At 71.2% G+C, this 15,938-nt stretch carries 13 protein-coding genes; 7 read left to right on the top strand and 6 right to left on the bottom strand.

What is annotated here, in order from left to right; translation table 11 throughout:
- Window positions 1-38: 38 nt before the first annotated feature.
- Window positions 39-1,442 carry a sensor histidine kinase gene (locus ACFWJW_RS31890; protein WP_387247657.1) on the bottom strand — a complete coding sequence of 468 codons (1,404 nt, stop codon included), beginning with the start codon at window positions 1,440-1,442 and terminating at the stop codon, window positions 39-41.
- Complete coding sequence (locus tag ACFWJW_RS31885) at window positions 1,439-2,161, bottom strand: response regulator transcription factor (protein ID WP_387247656.1); 723 nt, start codon at window positions 2,159-2,161, stop codon at window positions 1,439-1,441. Before ACFWJW_RS31885 ends, ACFWJW_RS31890 begins: the two co-directional genes overlap by 4 nt.
- A gap of 57 nt (window positions 2,162-2,218) precedes the next feature.
- Here ACFWJW_RS31885 and ACFWJW_RS31880 point away from each other — a divergent pair, with 57 nt between their 5' ends.
- Window positions 2,219-3,379 carry a glycosyltransferase gene (locus ACFWJW_RS31880; RefSeq protein WP_387247655.1) on the top strand — a complete coding sequence of 387 codons (1,161 nt, stop codon included), beginning with the start codon at window positions 2,219-2,221 and terminating at the stop codon, window positions 3,377-3,379.
- The gene (locus ACFWJW_RS31875) at window positions 3,376-4,380 is read left to right on the top strand and encodes a GDP-mannose 4,6-dehydratase (protein WP_387247654.1); all 1,005 of its coding nucleotides are present in this window, start codon (window positions 3,376-3,378) and stop codon (window positions 4,378-4,380) included. Before ACFWJW_RS31880 ends, ACFWJW_RS31875 begins: the two co-directional genes overlap by 4 nt.
- Window positions 4,381-4,438: 58 nt before the next feature.
- Here ACFWJW_RS31875 and ACFWJW_RS31870 read toward each other — a convergent pair whose 3' ends face one another.
- Window positions 4,439-5,083, bottom strand: a complete 645-nt coding sequence (locus ACFWJW_RS31870) for a TetR/AcrR family transcriptional regulator (RefSeq protein WP_387247653.1) — start codon at window positions 5,081-5,083, stop codon at window positions 4,439-4,441.
- Window positions 5,084-5,491: 408 nt separating this feature from the next.
- Between ACFWJW_RS31870 and ACFWJW_RS31865 the strand changes: the two genes are divergently transcribed.
- The 4 genes from ACFWJW_RS31865 (at window position 5,492) to ACFWJW_RS31850 (ending at window position 9,642) form a co-directional block, all read left to right on the top strand.
- A complete protein-coding gene (locus ACFWJW_RS31865; RefSeq protein WP_387247652.1) occupies window positions 5,492-6,463 on the top strand; it encodes a tetratricopeptide repeat protein in 972 nt (323 codons plus the stop codon).
- Between the two features lie 610 nt (window positions 6,464-7,073).
- A complete protein-coding gene (locus tag ACFWJW_RS31860; protein WP_006603038.1) occupies window positions 7,074-7,691 on the top strand; it encodes a DUF6230 family protein in 618 nt (205 codons plus the stop codon).
- A 129-nt stretch (window positions 7,692-7,820) separates the two neighbouring features.
- A complete protein-coding gene (locus ACFWJW_RS31855) occupies window positions 7,821-8,387 on the top strand; it encodes a DUF6114 domain-containing protein (RefSeq protein ID WP_387247651.1) in 567 nt (188 codons plus the stop codon).
- Window positions 8,377-9,642, top strand: a complete 1,266-nt coding sequence (locus tag ACFWJW_RS31850) for a hypothetical protein (RefSeq protein ID WP_387247650.1) — start codon at window positions 8,377-8,379, stop codon at window positions 9,640-9,642. The genes ACFWJW_RS31855 and ACFWJW_RS31850 overlap by 11 nt, the downstream gene beginning before the upstream one ends.
- A 103-nt stretch (window positions 9,643-9,745) precedes the next feature.
- Here ACFWJW_RS31850 and pyk read toward each other — a convergent pair whose 3' ends face one another.
- The 3 genes from pyk to pta all read right to left on the bottom strand — a co-directional run bounded on the left by pyk (window position 9,746) and on the right by pta (window position 14,609).
- Window positions 9,746-11,173 (bottom strand): pyruvate kinase, encoded by a 1,428-nt coding sequence (gene pyk, locus ACFWJW_RS31845; RefSeq protein WP_387247649.1) that lies wholly within the window; start codon window positions 11,171-11,173, stop codon window positions 9,746-9,748.
- Between the two features lie 61 nt (window positions 11,174-11,234).
- Window positions 11,235-12,470 (bottom strand): acetate kinase, encoded by a 1,236-nt coding sequence (locus tag ACFWJW_RS31840; protein WP_387247648.1) that lies wholly within the window; start codon window positions 12,468-12,470, stop codon window positions 11,235-11,237.
- 42 nt (window positions 12,471-12,512) lie between these two features.
- Entirely contained in the window at window positions 12,513-14,609 is a 2,097-nt protein-coding gene (gene pta, locus ACFWJW_RS31835) for a phosphate acetyltransferase (RefSeq protein ID WP_387247647.1), read from the bottom strand.
- A gap of 231 nt (window positions 14,610-14,840) precedes the next feature.
- On the opposite strand from pta, the gene ACFWJW_RS31830 reads away from it, so the two are divergent.
- Complete coding sequence (locus tag ACFWJW_RS31830) at window positions 14,841-15,866, top strand: ATP-dependent 6-phosphofructokinase (protein ID WP_386684212.1); 1,026 nt, start codon at window positions 14,841-14,843, stop codon at window positions 15,864-15,866.
- Window positions 15,867-15,938 lie beyond the last annotated feature (72 nt).

Below are 15,938 nucleotides of genomic sequence, written 5' to 3'. Positions count from 1 at the left end.
GGTCCGTGCGTGGGAACGGGGGGATTTCCGACGTAGCCCTAGCCCGCCGGCAGCGGAATCCGCAGCCGGAAGAGCGCCCCGCCCCCCGGTGCCTGCTCGGCGCTGAGATCGGCCCCGTGGGCGCGGGCGATCTGGCGGGCCATCGCCAGGCCCAGGCCGGAGCCGGGCAGGGCGCGGGCCGCTTTCGCACGGTAGAAGCGGTCGAAGACATGGGGCAGATCGCCGGCCTCGATGCCGGGGCCGTGGTCGCGGACGGTCAGCTCCAGTGCGCCCGGCACACCGGAGAGCGCGGTCTCGACCGGGCCGCCCGGCGGGGAGAACTTCGCGGCGTTGTCGAGCAGGTTGGACAGCAGCCGGGCCAGGCGGGCCGGCACTCCGGGGACCGTGGTGTCCGCCGCGGCCGGGTCGATGGCGGCGGTGAAGGTGAGCTCCGGCCAGTGCTCGCGGGCCGCGCCCACGGCGTGCTCCAGGAGGGCGGCCGGGCGTACCTGCTCGACCAGCGGCTGGGGTTCCTCGTCACGTGCCAGTTCGATCAGATCGTTGACCAGCGTGGTGACTTCGCGCAGCTGGCGGCCCAGGGCGGTCGCGGCACGGTCGCGCTGGGCGTCGGTCAACCGGTCGGCGCGGGCCAGGAGTTCGGCGTTGGTGCGGAGCGCGGTCAGCGGGGTGCGCAGCTCGTGGGAGGCGTCGGCGACCAGCCGGCGCTGGGCGGTGACGGACTGCTCCAGTTCGCCGAGCATGGTGTTGAAGCTGGTGGCGAGCCGGGTGATCTCGTCCTCCCGGGCCGGCGGTCCCGCGGGGAGTGCGATGCGGTGGCGGGCGTCGCGGGTGGCGGCGATGCGCTCCGCGGTGGCGGTGAGCCGGGCGACCGGGGCCAGGCCCGTACGGGACACCCAGTAGCCCAGTGCGGCGGCCAGCAGGACGCCGGCGCCGCCGACCGCGGCCAGTGCCCAGGCGGCCTGTTCCACGCCCCGGTCGACGGTGTCGGAGCGCTGGGCGACCTGGACCGCCTCGTCCTTCTCCCCCATGCGGGTGGTGAGCATCAGCACCGGCCGCCCGGCCACTTCCCGCTTCTCGTAGAACGCCGCGCGCCGGCCCGCGGCGACCTGCCGGGTGGCATCGGAAACGTGCAGCACATACGGCTTGCGCGGGTCCTTGGCGGGGTCGGACGGCACGATCTGGACACAGGACGAGGCCGGGTACTGGCAGAGGGTGTCACCGGGCGTCGGGCCCCAGTCGTGGCGGTCCCGGATCATCTGGGTGGCCGTCTGGGTCAGGGTCAGCTTCAGCTGACGGGTCATCTGGTAGTCGATGATGGTGAACGCCGCGGCGCAGACCCCGACCGCCACCAGCGCCACCGCGGCGGAGGCCGCCAGGGCCAGCCGGGCGCGCAGCGGACGGCGCCGCCGCCAGCGGGCCCCCAGCCCGCGGGTGCCGGTCATACGCCCTCCGCGGTGCCCAGGCGGTAGCCGATCCCGTGCACGGTGTGGACGAGCCGCGGCTCGCCGCCCGCCTCCAGCTTGCGGCGCAGATAACCGATGTACACGGCCAGCGAGTTGGAGTCCGGGCCGAAGTCGCGGCCCCAGACGCGCTCCAGGATCACCTCGCGCGGCAGCACCTGCCCGGGGTGCAGCAGCAGCAGTTCCAGCAGTGCCCACTCGGTGCGGCTGAACTCCAGGGGGCGGCCCGCCCGGTGGCCGGAGCGGGTCATCGGGTCGACGACCAGATCGCCGAAGGTGAGCCGGGTGTCCTCCACCGCCGTGGTGGACGCCCGGCGCAGCAGCGCCCGGATACGGGCCACCAGCTCGTCCAGCGCGAACGGTTTGACGAGATAGTCGTCGGCCCCGGCGTCCAGCCCGTCGACCCGTTCGCTGACCGAGTCCAGCGCGGTCAGGACGATGATCGGGGTGCGGTCGTCCAGCGCGCGCAGCCGGCGGCAGACGGCCAGGCCGTCCAGCACCGGCATCAGCACGTCCAGGACGAGGGCGTCCGGCTGCCAGGCGGCGACCTCCGAGAGGGCGGCCAGACCGTCGGCGGCGCCGCGTACCGCGTAGCCCTCCACGGCGAGGCCGTCCTCGACGGCGGCCCGCACCTCGGGTTCGTCGTCGACGACGAGGATCTTGGGGGCGGGGGTGTTCCCGGGCGTGGGCGGCATGGACATAGGCTGCCAAAGACCTCTCTTAGAAGCTTCTTAGGGCACGTCGCGAGCGTGGCGGCCATGCGCACACCACTCTCTGTCGTGATCGGTGCGGGCGGCACCGGCGGCCACATCTATCCCGGACTCGCGCTCGCCGACGCACTCCGCCGGGCCGTGCCCGAGGCGGTGATCTCCTTCGTCGGGACCGAACGCGGACTGGAGACGCGGCTGATCCCGCAGGCCGGATACCGGCTGCACACCGTTGACATGATCCCCTTCGATCCCGCACTCGGCGCCCGACGCTATCTGCTGCCGGCCGCGCTGCTGCGCTCGGGCGGCCAGTGCCGGAGCATCCTCAAGGAACAGCACGCCCAGGTCGCGGTCGGTATGGGCGGCTATCCGAGCGCCCCGGTGATCGTCGGCGCGCGGCTGGCCGGGCTGCCGAGCGTGATCCATGAGTCCAACGCGGTGCCCGGCCGGGCCAACAAGTTCGCGGCCCGGCTCACCCCGCATCTCGCCCTCGCCTTCGACCGCAGCCGGGAGCATCTGGCCGGCGGTGAGCGGGCCGAGACGGTGGGGATGCCGCTGGTCGGCCCGCTGGCCGACCTGGACCGCGCGCGGCTGCGGCCCGCCGCCCGCCGGGAGTTCGGCGTTCCGGACGACGCGCGGCTGCTGCTGGTCAACGGCGGCAGCCTGGGCGCCGCCCGGCTCACCGAGGCGGCGGTGGGGCTGGCCGGCCGCTACCGGACGCGTACGGATCTCCGGCTGCTGATCAAGACCGGGCCCGCGGCCCTGGAGGAGACCCGGGCGCGACTGGCGGCCAACGGCGGGGCGGCGGTCGCCACGGCCGTGCCGTACCTCGACCGGATGGATCTGGCCTATGCCGCCGCCGATCTCGTGGTGTGCCGCGCCGGTTCGGCGACCGTGGCGGAGCTGGCCACGATCGGGATGCCGGCCGTCCTCGTCCCGTATCCGTACGCACCCGGCGACCACCAGACCCATAACGCGCGGGTGCTCTCCGACGCCGGGGCGGCGCTGCTGCTGTCCGACGCGGAGACCTCGGCCGAGCGGCTGGACGCACTGGTCACCCCGCTTCTCGACGATCCCGGCCGGCTCGCCGCGATGGGCGCGGCGGCCGACCCCGGCACCCATGCACGGGCCGCCGACCTGCTGGCCGCCAAGGTGCTGGCGCTGGCCGGCCACCCGTACACCGCACACCCCACGATGAAGGAGTCAGCATGAGCAGCAACACGCAGCAGTGGACGGGCCGCAGGGTCCTGGTCACCGGGGCCGAGGGGTTCATCGGCTCGACCCTGGTCGACCTGCTGGTGGAGGCCGGCGCCGAGGTGCGCGCGTTCGTCCATTACAAGCCGTACGCCGAAAAGGGAAATCTGGCGCGCTATCTCGTGCCGGGCTCCCCGGTCGAGATGATCTCCGGCGATGTCCGGGACGCGGGCCGGGTGATGGACGCGGTCGAGGGCTGCGACACGGTCTTCCATCTGGCCGCGCTGATCGGGATTCCGTACAGCTATGACGCGCCGGGCGCCTATGTGCAGACGAACGTGGTGGGTACCGAGAACGTGGCGGAAGCCTGCCGGCGCCACGCGGTGCGCCGGCTGGTGCACACCTCCACCAGTGAGGTCTACGGGACGGCGCTGACCGCGCCGATCAGCGAGGACCACCCGCTCCAGCCGCAGTCGCCGTACTCCGCCTCGAAGATCGGCGCGGACATGATGGCGCTGTCGCACCGGCACGCCTTCGAGCTCCCGGTGACCGTGGTGCGGCCGTTCAACACCTACGGGCCGCGGCAGTCGGCACGGGCCGTGATCCCCACGATCCTGGCCCAACTCCACGCCGGCGCCCGGCAGATCAAGCTCGGCTCGCTCACCCCCACCCGCGACTTCACCTATGTCACGGACACCGCGGCCGGATTCCTGGCGCTGGCCGACTGCGACCGGGCGCTGGGCGAGGTCGTCAACCTCGGCACCGGCCGGGAGATCTCGATCGGCGCGCTCGCCGAGGCGCTGATAGCGGCGTCGGGCCGGGAGGCCGAGGTGGTGGTGGACGCCGCGCGGCTGCGGCCGGCCGGCAGCGAGGTCGAGCGGCTGCTGTCGGACAACTCCCGGGCGCGCGAGTGGGCTTCGTGGCGGCCGGAGGTCTCGCTGGAGCAGGGCCTGAAGTGGACGTCGGAGTGGGTGGCGGAGCACCTGCACCTCTTCGCGGCGGACCGCTACCAGGTCTGACCGGCGACCGGCGACCGGGGCCGGGTGTCCGCCGCCCGCCGTGGCGGGGCGCCCGGCCTCAGTCCGGTGCGCCCAGGCCGGCCAGGCCGGTCAGGAAGAGCGCCGTGAAGTCCCGCCCCCACGCGGCGTCCACCGGCTCGCCGCTGACCAGGGTGCGGTGCACGATCGCCCCGGCGATCACATCGAAGATCAGGTCCATGTTGCGGGTGGCCGCCCGTTCGCCGTCCTCGCCCGGGGTGTCCGGGGGCAGCTCGCCACGGGTCTGGGCGCGCGAGCGGCCGAGCAGGACCAGCCGCTTCTGGCGGTCGACGATCGCCGAGCGGATCCGCTCGCGCAGCGCTTCGTCGGTGGTGGACTCGGCGACCACGGCCATCAGCGCCGTCTTGGTCTCCGGCCGGGCCAGCAGCGCGCCGAACTGGAGCACCACCCCCTCGATGTCGGAGCGCAGCGAGCCCCGGTCGGGGAGTTCGAGCTCGTCGAAAAGGACCGCCACGGCGTCCACGACGAGCTCGTTCTTGTTGGCCCAGCGGCGGTAGAGCGTCGTCTTGGCCACGCCGGCGCGGGCCGCCACATCGCTCATGGTGAGCCGCCCCCAGCCCAGGTCCACGAGCGCGGCGCGGGTCGCGCAGAGGATCGCCCGGTCGGTCTCGGCGCTGCGGGGGCGGCCCGTGCGGCCCTTCCGGGGGCTGGCGGAGTCGTGCATGCGGGCGACCATACCGGCCGGTCCGGGGCCGGACGGCGGCTCCCGTGAGGGAGATCACTCGGCGCGGGGCCGGAAGTGGTGGTTGCGCAGGGGTGCCGAGGAGTTACGCTACGGGTCGTAGCGTAAGAGCGATAACCACTGGCCGTGGGTGGGGACCCATGGCCGCGCACGACGGCCCTCCTCGGGGCCGCAGCACGGTCCTCCTCGGGACCGGACGGGCAGTGCTCCCGGACGTACACCGGCATTCCGGCGGGGTGTGCGCACGGGCCGCGGTGCCCGGCGGAACGGCCCGGCCCCGCCGCCGGAACCGCCTTCCGCACCGCCGACCGCAGTACCGACCAGATCGCCGACCGCACCGCTTTCCGGATCGCTTTTCGGAACGGGCCGCCCAGGGGGGAGGATGGACCCATGCAGCCACGCAATATGTCCATGAGTGGAGTCGTCGACCTCGCAGCGGTGAAGGCGGCCGGGGAAGCGAAGCAGAAGGCGGAGCAGGCCCGCGCCGAGGCCGCCCGCACGGGTCAGGCGCCGACGAGCGGTGCCCGCCTGGTGTTCGACGTCGACGAGGCGGGGTTCCAGCAGGACGTCCTGCAACGCTCCACCGAGGTTCCGGTCGTCATCGACTTCTGGGCCGAGTGGTGCGAGCCGTGCAAGCAGCTCGGTCCGCTGCTGGAGCGCCTCGCGGGGGAGTACGCCGGCAAGTTCGTGCTGGCCAAGATCGACGTCGACGCCAACCAGATGCTGTTCCAGCAGTTCGGGGTGCAGGGCATCCCGGCGGTCTTCGCCGTAGTGGCGGGCCAGCCGATCCCGCTGTTCCAGGGCGCGGCCCCCGAGTCGCAGATCCGCGACGTGCTCGACCAGCTGGTGCAGGCCGCCGAGCAGCAGTTCGGCATCGTGGGCGCACCGGTCGACCCGCAGGCCGCGGGTGAGCAGCCGGCGGCCGAGGCCCCGGCGCCGGCCGGTCCCTATGACGCCCTGCTGGAGGCCGCGAACCAGGCGCTGGACTCCGGCGACCTGGGCGGTGCCATCCAGGCGTACAAGAACGTGCTCTCCGACGACCCGGCGAACCCGGAGGCCAAGCTCGGTCTGGCGCAGGCCGAACTCCTGCACCGGGTGCAGGACCTGGATCCCCAGGCGGTGCGCAAGGAGGCCGCGGAGAACCCGGCCGACGTGCCGGCGCAGATCCGTGCCGCGGACCTCGACCTGGTCGGCGGGCATGTCGAGGACGCCTTCGGGCGGCTGATCGACGCGGTGAAGCGGACCGCGGGCGCCGACCGGGAGGCCGCGCGGGTGCGGCTGCTGGAGCTCTTCGAGGTCATCGGCGCGGACGATCCGCGGGTGACAACGGCCCGTACGGCACTGGCCCGGGTGCTGTTCTGACCCGCTGTCTGCGGAGTCGCCCGCTTCTGACCAGTACGGCCTCCGCGAGTTGACCAAACAAACGGAGCAGCGGCCACGTTTTACCAAAACTTGGTAAACGTGGCCGCTGTTACTTCAAGTAAGTCTCAGCGGCCTTCTTGCGGCAGTGTGTCCGCAATTGCCTCATGTCCTCTTGCTGTTAACAGCGACGGTGTGTGTCCAGTCGATCTCGCCGTGTGCGGGCGTGTTTATCGGGCCGTTACCCGCAAGTAACGAGCCCCTTGTGCGGCGGCCGTGAATGGACCACGATCGGCCACGCTCGGTCCCTTCCCGCAGCCCGGCATCCGGTCGGTGCCGCGGGGTACTTGGGTCCCCACCGAGTGGTCGGCGGCAGTGGCGCCGACCGTGGACAGGGGGGTCTCTGCCCCACCCGGCAGGGCCTGTCCAGGAGGTTGCGCGAGAGCGTGGCCAGTGGTTGTCGCTCGGGGGTGATCGCCGGTATTCGGAACACGATGTGCCTCCGAGGACAGGCGCTCTTCTTCCCGAGGACGTAGCACTTCTCCCATCCCAGGTACCGCTCCCAACTCGGGCGGCCGGTACCGGAGATGTACGTCCGAGAAGGAGGAAAGTCATGGAGTCCCTGGCTCGTGGCGGGACCAGATGGAAGCGGTTCGCCGTCGTCATGGTGCCGAGCGTCGCGGCGACCGCCGCGATCGGCGTCGCCCTCTCGCAGGGTGCGCTCGCGGCATCGTTCAGTGTTTCCGGTCAGCAGTTCAAGGTCGCTACCGACCGGCTGGACGGCACCGGATTTGTTCAGTACGGAGCCATTGACGCCCAGAAGGGCGGCAAGCAGGTCCCGGTGGCGGTCTCGGGGTTCTCGAACGCCAAGATCAAGAACCTGTGCCAGTCGGTAGTCGTGCCGGTGCCGGTCTTCGGCGATGTGTCGATGAAGCTGTCGGCCGGTGGCGGTGACACGCCCGTCGAGGCGAAGAACCTCTACATCGACCTCGACCAGCTGTCCGCGGACGCGACCTTCAACAACATCGACATCGGTGTTGCTGCGGGCTCGACGACCAAGGGCCCGGGCATGCACAAGGGCGACAAGGCCGACCCCGGCTCGTTCGCCCAGCAGGCCGACTCGGCCACGCTGACCCACGTCAAGCAGACGGCCTGGGCCACGACGGCCGGCACGTTCAAGCTCAGCGGCCTCAAGATGAGCGTCGCCAAGGGCAAGAGCGAGTGCTACTGACGCACTGAGCGTGCGGGCGCGGGGGGAGCTGTACGGCGGACGCCGTTCCCCGTGCCCGTACGTGGGTAGCGCTCAGTAGGACACTCAGCACAGAACCACCGATTTGCCAGTCCCGAGGAGCTGTACGACATGAGCGCCGAAACGCGACCACGGCTGATCGAGTCCATCGGCCGGAAGCGGATTTCGTTCCGGGAGTGGCGCGGACACCGCCCGTTCTGGGGCGGCATGCTGACTCTGCTGGCCGGCATCCCGATCATGTACATCCCTTACGCGAATCTCACGATCGGTTCCCTGACCGTCCGCATGGCGACCACCGCCGGCGCCGGCTCGCTGATCATCGGCGTACTGCTGGTCGTGCTCGGTCTGACCATGTGGTTCCAGCCCGCCTCGCGTGTCTTCGCAGGTGTGGCGGCGATTCTGCTGTCCCTGGTCTCCCTGGTCGTCTCGAACTTCGGCGCCTTCCTGATCGGCTTCCTGCTGGGGCTGATCGGCGGTGCGCTCGGTGTCTCCTGGGCTCCGGGCAAGGCCACTCAGGGCGGTGACGACTCCGAGGAGCCGGGCCGCACCACGGTCGCCGGACCGGTGCTCGCCACGCACCCGGCGCCTGCCGCCGGTCCGGGGTCGGGCAATGGACTGGACGATCTGTCAGGAACGAGCCCGACCAACGGAGAGAACGGGAGGCACCGTGCCGGGTGACGAGCTGCCGGAGGAGAGCGCAGCCACCGGGGCGAGAACGGGGCCGAGGCATGCGGCGCCTAGGAAGCCGCTGCTGACTCGGCTCCACGTGCCCGCAGGCAAGGCGATAGCCATCGCCGCCATGCCGTCCGCCGTGCTCATGGGGATGGGGCTGACGCCCCAGATGGCGATAGCCAAGCCCGCGCCCCCCAAGAGCCCCTTCAAGGACGGCCCGTGCGTCACTGCTCCGGACAAGGTGGAGCAGAAGGACGGCAAGTCCAAGGACGGCGCGAAGGACACCAAGGACGACACCAAGCCGTCCGCGGAGCCCTCCGCCTCGCCCTCCCCCTCGGCCGGCAAGGACACGGACAAGACGCCCGCGCCCGAGCCGTCCGGCTCCGCGAAGACCGACGAGCCCTCGGGCTCCGCGACCCCGTCGCCGTCGGCCTCCGAGGAGGAGAAGGACGACGGAGGAGTGCTGGGCGGCATCGGTGATGCGCTCGGCGGTCTTCTGGGCGGGGACGACAAGGACGAGGAGCCGGCCGCCTCGGCGAGCCCCTCCGCGTCCGACAGCGCCTCCCCGAGCCCCTCGCCGTCCGCGTCGAAGGACGCCGGATCGGCGGCAGAGAAGGTCACCAAGCCGGTCACGGACACCGTCGACGGCCTCAAGGACGGCGCCGGCGAGGCCGGTGGCGCGTCGAAGACGGTCAACGACACCGTCCACGGCGCCGTCGGCGCGGCGGACAACGCCCTGCCCGGCGGCGGTGTCGACGGCAAGGACGCCGACGGCAAGAAGGCGTACCCCTGCGTCGTCGAGAACAAGCAGAAGGGCGAGGACGAGCAGACCCCCGTCACCCTGCCCGACGACCCCTGGCACCTGGAGTCCAGCGCGCTCACCCTGCGCGGTCTGAACTACGAGGGCGTCGTCAACGTCAAAACCCAGAACGGCCACACCAAGCAGGCCCTGAAGTTCACCGCCGACAGCGTCGACATCGGTGATCTGCATCAGACCGTCGACGACCGGGCGTCCGGCAAGAAGTACCACGTCCAGGCGTCCCAGGGGTCCACGTCCACGATCCGGGGCGGCAAGGTGACGATGTACACCGAGCGGCTCCAGGGCAACCTCTTCGGGTTGATCCCGATCGTCTTCGACCCCGAGCACCCGCCGCCGCTCAATGTCCCGTTCGCCTACTTCACCAAGGTGAAGATCGATCAGGCGGGCCAGTTCGGCGGCAACCTCCACGTCCCGGGTCTGCACCAGTTCATGTCCGGCTGAGCACGCCCCGGGCCACCGACCCGTTCGGGAGCCGCACAGAAAACGGCGGTGGGCCGCCCCCTCCCCCAGGGGGCGGCCCACCGCCTTTTCGTGCGCCGGTGCGTCAGACCTGCTCGCCGCCGAGGTGGTGCACCCGGACCATGTTGGTGGTGCCGGGGACGCCGGGGGGCGAACCGGCGGTGATCAGCATGGTGTCGCCCTTGCTGTAGCGCTTGAGCTTGAGCATCTCGGCGTCCACCAGGTCGACCATGGCGTCGGTGTTGTCGACGTGCGGCACGACGAAGGCGTCGACGCCCCAGCTCAGCGTGAGCTGGTTGCGGGTGGACGCCTCGGTGGTGAAGGCCAGGATCGGCTGGGCCGCGCGGTAGCGGGACAGCCGGCGGGCGGTGTCACCGGACTTGGTGAAGGCGATCAGCGCCTTGCCGTCCAGGAAGTCCGCCATCTCGCAGGCCGCGCGGGCCACCGAACCGCCCTGCGTACGCGGCTTCTTGCCGGGCACCAGCGGCTGGAGGCCCTTGGAGAGCAGCTCCTCCTCGGCCGCCTCGACGATCTTGGACATCGTCTTGACGGTCTCGATCGGGTACTGGCCCACCGAGGACTCGGCGGAGAGCATCACCGCGTCGGCGCCGTCGAGGATGGCGTTGGCGACATCGGACGCCTCGGCGCGGGTCGGGCGGGAGTTGGTGATCATCGACTCCATCATCTGGGTCGCGACGATCACCGGCTTGGCGTTCCTGCGGCACATCTCCACCAGGCGCTTCTGCACCATCGGGACCTTCTCCAGCGGGTACTCCACCGCCAGGTCACCACGGGCGACCATGACGGCGTCGAAGGCCATCACGACCTCCTGCATGTTGGCGACCGCCTGCGGCTTCTCCACCTTGGCGATGACCGGGACCCGGCGGCCCACCTCGTCCATGACGCGGTGCACGTCCTGGACGTCCTTGGCGTCCCGCACGAAGGACAGCGCGACCATGTCGCAGCCCATCCGCAGGGCGAACTTGAGGTCCTCGATGTCCTTCTCGGACAGCGCCGGGACGTTCACCGCGGCGCCGGGCAGGTTGATGCCCTTGTGGTCGGAGATGACCCCGCCCTCGATGACGATGGTCCGCACCCGCGGGCCGTCGACCTCGACGACCTGGAGCGCGACATTGCCGTCGTTGATCAGGACCGGGTCGCCCTTGGACACATCGGCGGGCAGGCCCTTGTAGGTCGTCCCGCAGATGGTCTTGTCACCGGGGACGTCCTCGGTGGTGATGACGAACTCGTCGCCCCGCACCAGCTCCACGGGGCCGTCGGCGAAGGTCTCCAGGCGGATCTTGGGGCCCTGGAGGTCGGCCAGGACGCCCACGGCGCGGCCGGTCTCCTCGGAAGCCTTGCGGAGGCGGTGGTACCGCTCCTCGTGCTCCGGCTGGGTCCCGTGGCTCATGTTGAAACGGGCCACGTTCATGCCGGCCTCGATCAGCGTCTTCAGCTGGTCGTAGGAGTCGACGGCGGGGCCCAGGGTGCAGACGATTTTGGAACGGCGCATGGGCGGAATCCTATCGGTTTGTTTAGCGGCGGAATATTTCGGTAGGTGGAAACACCGAGTCCTAGGCGCTGACCAGGGCGTATGTCTGCTGGGCGATCTCCAGTTCCTCATCGGTCGGGACGACGGCGGCCGCGACCCGGGCGTACTCGGGGGAGATCAGCCGGGGCTCGCCGGACCGTACGGCGTTGAGACCGTCGTCCACGGCCAGGCCCATCTCCTCCAGTCCGGCGAGGGCGGCCGCGCGCACCGGGGCGGCGTTCTCCCCGACGCCCGCGGTGAACGCCACCGCGTCGACCCGGCCGAGCACCGCGGTGTAGGCCCCGATGTACTTCTTCAGCCGGTGGATGTAGATGTCGAAGGCCAGCTCGGCGCGCTCGTCGCCCTCGTCGATCCGCCGCCGGATCTCCCGCATGTCGTTGTCACCGCACAGCCCGACCAGCCCGCTCTTCTTGTTGAGCAGCACATCGACGTCGTCCTCGGACATCCCCGCGACCCGCTTGAGGTGGAAGGTCACCGCGGGGTCGATGTCACCGGAGCGGGTACCCATGACCAGGCCCTCCAGCGGGGTCAGGCCCATCGAGGTGTCCACACAGCGGCCGCCGGCCACCGCCGAGGCGGAGGCGCCGTTGCCCAGGTGGAGCACGATGACATTGACCTCGGAGGGGTCCTTGCCCAGCAGCTCGGCGGTCTTGCGGGAGACATAGGCGTGCGAGGTGCCGTGGAAGCCGTAGCGGCGGATGCGGTGGGCGTCGGCGGTCGCCACGTCGATGGCGTAGCGGGCCGCGTACTCCGGCATCGTGGTGTGGAACGCGGTGTCGAAGACCGCCACCTGCGGCAGGTCCGGGCGCAGCGCCTGGGCGGTCCGGATGCCGGTGATGTTCGCCGGGTTGTGCAGCGGGGCGACCGGCACCAGCCGCTCGATCTCCTGGAGCACCGCGTCGTCGATCACGGTCGGGGCGGTGAACTTCAGCCCGCCGTGCACCACCCGGTGGCCGATCGCGGCCAGCTGCGGGGAGTCGAGGCCGAGACCGTCGGCGGACAGCTCCGCGGCGAGGGCCTTCAGCGCGGCCTCGTGGTCGGCTATCGGGCCCTCGGTCTCCCGCTTGTCACCCCCGGTCGCCAGCGGGGTGTGGGCCAGGCGCGAGGTCTCCTCGCCGATCCGCTCGACCAGTCCGACGGCGAGACGGGTGCCCGCGGCGGGGCCGCCGCCGGCGTCCGGGGCCATGTCGAGCAGCTGGTACTTCACCGACGAGGAGCCGGAGTTGAGGACGAGGACGCGGGTGGCGGTGGCAGTCATGTAGCGCTTTCCGTGGGAGGGGGGAGACGGGTGGGGCCGGGGTCAGCCGGTGTGGGCGGCGCCGGGCCGGGCGCCCTGGGCCTGGATGGCGGTGATGGCCACGGTGTTGACGATGTCCTGCACCAGGGCGCCGCGCGAGAGGTCGTTGACCGGCTTGCGCAGCCCCTGGAGGACCGGTCCGACGGCGACCGCACCGGCCGAGCGCTGTACGGCCTTGTAGGTGTTGTTGCCGGTGTTCAGGTCCGGGAAGATCAGCACGGTGGCCTTGCCCGCGACATCGGACTCCGGGAGCTTGGTCTGCGCGACCGCCGCGTCCACCGCCGCGTCGTACTGGATCGGGCCCTCGACCAGCAGATCGGGCCGCAGCTCGCGGACGATCTCGGTGGCCTTGCGGACCTTGTCGACGTCCGCGCCGGAGCCGGAGGTGCCGGTGGAGTACGACAGCATCGCGATCCGCGGCTCGACACCGAACTGGGCGGCGGTGGTGGCCGACTGGATGGCGATGTCCGCCAGCTGCTCGGCGTTCGGGTCCGGGTTCACCGCGCAGTCGCCGTAGACCAGCACCCGGTCGGCCAGGCACATGAAGAAGACCGACGAGACGATCTGGGCGTTCGGCCGGGTCTTGATGATCTCGAAGGCGGGGCGGATGGTGGCGGCGGTGGAGTGCACCGCGCCGGAGACCATGCCGTCGGCCAGCCCTTCCTGGACCATCAGCGTGCCGAAGTAGGAGACGTCCGCGACCACGTCGAAGGCCAGCTCGACGCTGACGCCCTTGTGGGCGCGCAGCTGGGCGTAGCGCTCGGCGAACCGCTCGCGCAGCTCGGAGGTCTGCGGGTCGATGATCTGGGCGCCGGCCAGGTCGATGGCCAGGTCGGCGGCGCGCTTGCGGATCGCCTCCTCCTCGCCCAGCAGCGTCAGATCGCAGACATCGCGGCGCAGCAGGACGTCGGCGGCGCGCAGCACCCGCTCCTCGCTCCCCTCGGGGAGGACGACCCGGCGGCGGCCGGCGCGGGAGCGCTCGATCAGCTCGTGCTCGAACATCATCGGGGTGACCCGGCCGGAGCGGGCGACGGAGATCCGGTTGGTCAGCTCCACGGTGTCCACATGCCGCTCGAAGAGGCCCAGCGCGGTCTCCGCCTTCCGCGGGGAGGCGGCGTTCAGCTTGCCCTCGATCGCGAACAGCTCGCCCGCGGTCGGGAAGGAGCCGCCCGGTACGGAGACGACCGGGGTGCCGGGCGCGAGGCGGGCGGCCAGCGCCATGATGTCCGGGCCGGGCCGCTCGTCGAGGGTGAGCAGCACCCCGGCGATCGGCGGGGCACCGGCGCTGTGCGCGGCGAGCGAGCCGATGACCAGGTCGGCCCGGTCCCCGGGGGTCACCACGAGAGCGCCGGGGGTGAGCGCCTTGAGGAAGGTCGGCAGCATGGCGCCGCCGAAGACGAAGTCCCGGGCGTCCCGGGCGAGCCCCGAGTCGTCGCCGAGCAGTACCTCGGCGCCGAGGGTGTGCACGATCTGGCCGACGGTCGGCGCGGAGAGCGAGCCGTCCTCGGGGAGCGCGTAGCAGGGCACCGGGAGCCGGGCGGCGAGCCGGTCGACGACGGCCTCGCGGTGCGCCGGGTCCACCCGGTTGACGACCATGGCGACGACGTCGCAGCCCAGCGAGTGGTACGCCTGATAGGCGTTGCGGGCCTCGGCGCGGACCGACTCCGCCTCCTGGCCCTGGCCGCCGACGACGGCGAGCACCGCGGCGCCGAATTCATTGGCGAGCCGGGCGTTCAGGGCCAGCTCGGCCGGCAGGCTGGTGTCCGCGTAGTCCGAGCCGAGGACCAGGACGTACTCATAGTCCCTGGCCACCGCGTGAAAGCGGTCGACGAGCCGGGAAACCAGCTCGTCGGTGCCGCGCTCGGCCTGGAGGGTGGCCGCCTCGTCGTAGCTGAGGCCGTATACGGTGTCGGCGGCCTGGGTGAGCCGGTAGCGGGCCCGCAGCAGATCGAAGAGCCGGTCGGGTCCGTCGTTGTGCATCAGCGGGCGGAAGACTCCGACCCGGTCGACATGGCGGGTGAGGAGCTCCATGACTCCCAGCTCGACGACCTGGCGGCCGTCGCCGCGGTCGATGCCGGTCACGTACACGCTGCGCGTCACGCGTGCTCTCCGATCCATTCCGTTGGTAGCAAGGTCAAAATCAGCCGTTATTGTGGGCTTGCCCCTCTTGACAATACCTGCGGCAGTGGATAAGCCGCTCTCCCAGTTTCCCTTGTGGAGCCGGTGCGGGGACAGTAGGGGGGAGGTCTGTGTGCGGGGAGGGCCGGGCTGCCCGTGAAACAATCGGACCGGCTCACACGAACCAACAGCGAGCACAGGAGACACAGCACGATGCGTATCGGAGTCCTCACCGCAGGCGGCGACTGCCCTGGTCTGAACGCTGTGATCCGGTCTGTGGTCCACCGTGCCCTCACCGGACACGGCGACGAGGTCATAGGTTTCGAGGACGGCTTCAAGGGGCTGCTCGAAGGCCGCTACCGCAAGCTCGACCTGGAGGCGGTCAGCGGCATCCTGGCCCGCGGTGGCACCATCCTCGGCTCGTCCCGGCTGGAGCGCAACCGGCTCCGCGAGGCATGTGAGAAGTCCAAGGACATGTCCAAGGACTACGGCATCGATGTCCTGATCCCGATCGGCGGCGAGGGCACCCTCACGGCCGCGCGGATGCTGGCCGACGCCGGTATGCCGGTCGTCGGTGTCCCCAAGACCATCGACAACGACATCTCCTCCACCGACCGCACCTTCGGCTTCGACACCGCCGTCGGGGTCGCGACGGAGGCGATCGACCGCCTCAAGACCACCGCGGAGTCGCACCAGCGGGTCATGGTCGTCGAGGTGATGGGACGGCACGCGGGCTGGATCGCGCTGGAGTCCGGAATGGCCGGCGGCGCCCACGGGATCTGTCTGCCCGAGCGCCCCTTCGACGTCGACGACCTGGTCACGATGGTCGAGGAGCGGTTCGCCCGGGGCAAGAAGTTCGCGGTCGTCTGTGTCGCGGAGGGGGCGCACCCCGCCGAGGAGACCATGGACTACAAGAAGGGCGCGATCGACCAGTTCGGGCACGAGCGGTTCTCCGGTATCGGTAACCACCTGGCCACCGAACTGGAGAAGCGTCTCGGCAAGGAAGCCCGGCCGGTCATTCTCGGCCATGTGCAGCGCGGCGGTACCCCCACCGCGTACGACCGGGTGCTCGCCACCCGCTTCGGCTGGCACGCCGTCGAGGCCGCCCACCGCGGCGACTTCGGCAAGATGACCGCACTGCGCGGCACCGACATCACGATGGTGCCGCTGGCCGAGGCGGTCACCGAGCTCAAGACGGTGCCCGAGTGGCGGATGGACGAGGCCGAGTCGGTCTTCTGAGCCCCGCGGCTTCCCGGAACACCAACGGCGGGGGGGCCGGGCCGGGGGGGGGGGGCGGGCGCCCCGGTTGGT

It is taken from the genome of Streptomyces sp. NPDC127097 (assembly GCF_042724075.1).
Taxonomy (GTDB): domain Bacteria; phylum Actinomycetota; class Actinomycetes; order Streptomycetales; family Streptomycetaceae; genus Streptomyces.
Note: the sequence above shows the minus strand (reverse complement) of the source record. Positions and strands in the feature narration are given on the sequence as shown.

Bases quoted from the DNA above. Each gene is read 5' to 3' on its own strand.
- ACFWJW_RS31855 (WP_387247651.1), top strand. From the start codon at position 7,821: ATGAGCGCCGAAACGCGACCACGGCTGATCGAGTCCATCGGCCGGAAG.
- ACFWJW_RS31870 (WP_387247653.1), bottom strand. From the start codon at position 5,083: ATGCACGACTCCGCCAGCCCCCGGAAGGGCCGCACGGGCCGCCCCCGC.
- ACFWJW_RS31885 (WP_387247656.1), bottom strand. From the start codon at position 2,161: ATGTCCATGCCGCCCACGCCCGGGAACACCCCCGCCCCCAAGATCCTC.
- ACFWJW_RS31840 (WP_387247648.1), bottom strand. From the start codon at position 12,470: ATGACTGCCACCGCCACCCGCGTCCTCGTCCTCAACTCCGGCTCCTCG.
- ACFWJW_RS31890 (WP_387247657.1), bottom strand. From the start codon at position 1,442: ATGACCGGCACCCGCGGGCTGGGGGCCCGCTGGCGGCGGCGCCGTCCG.
- ACFWJW_RS31830 (WP_386684212.1), top strand. From the start codon at position 14,841: ATGCGTATCGGAGTCCTCACCGCAGGCGGCGACTGCCCTGGTCTGAAC.
- ACFWJW_RS31880 (WP_387247655.1), top strand. From the start codon at position 2,219: ATGCGCACACCACTCTCTGTCGTGATCGGTGCGGGCGGCACCGGCGGC.
- pyk (WP_387247649.1), bottom strand. From the start codon at position 11,173: ATGCGCCGTTCCAAAATCGTCTGCACCCTGGGCCCCGCCGTCGACTCC.
- ACFWJW_RS31860 (WP_006603038.1), top strand. From the start codon at position 7,074: ATGGAGTCCCTGGCTCGTGGCGGGACCAGATGGAAGCGGTTCGCCGTC.
- ACFWJW_RS31865 (WP_387247652.1), top strand. From the start codon at position 5,492: ATGCAGCCACGCAATATGTCCATGAGTGGAGTCGTCGACCTCGCAGCG.
- ACFWJW_RS31875 (WP_387247654.1), top strand. From the start codon at position 3,376: ATGAGCAGCAACACGCAGCAGTGGACGGGCCGCAGGGTCCTGGTCACC.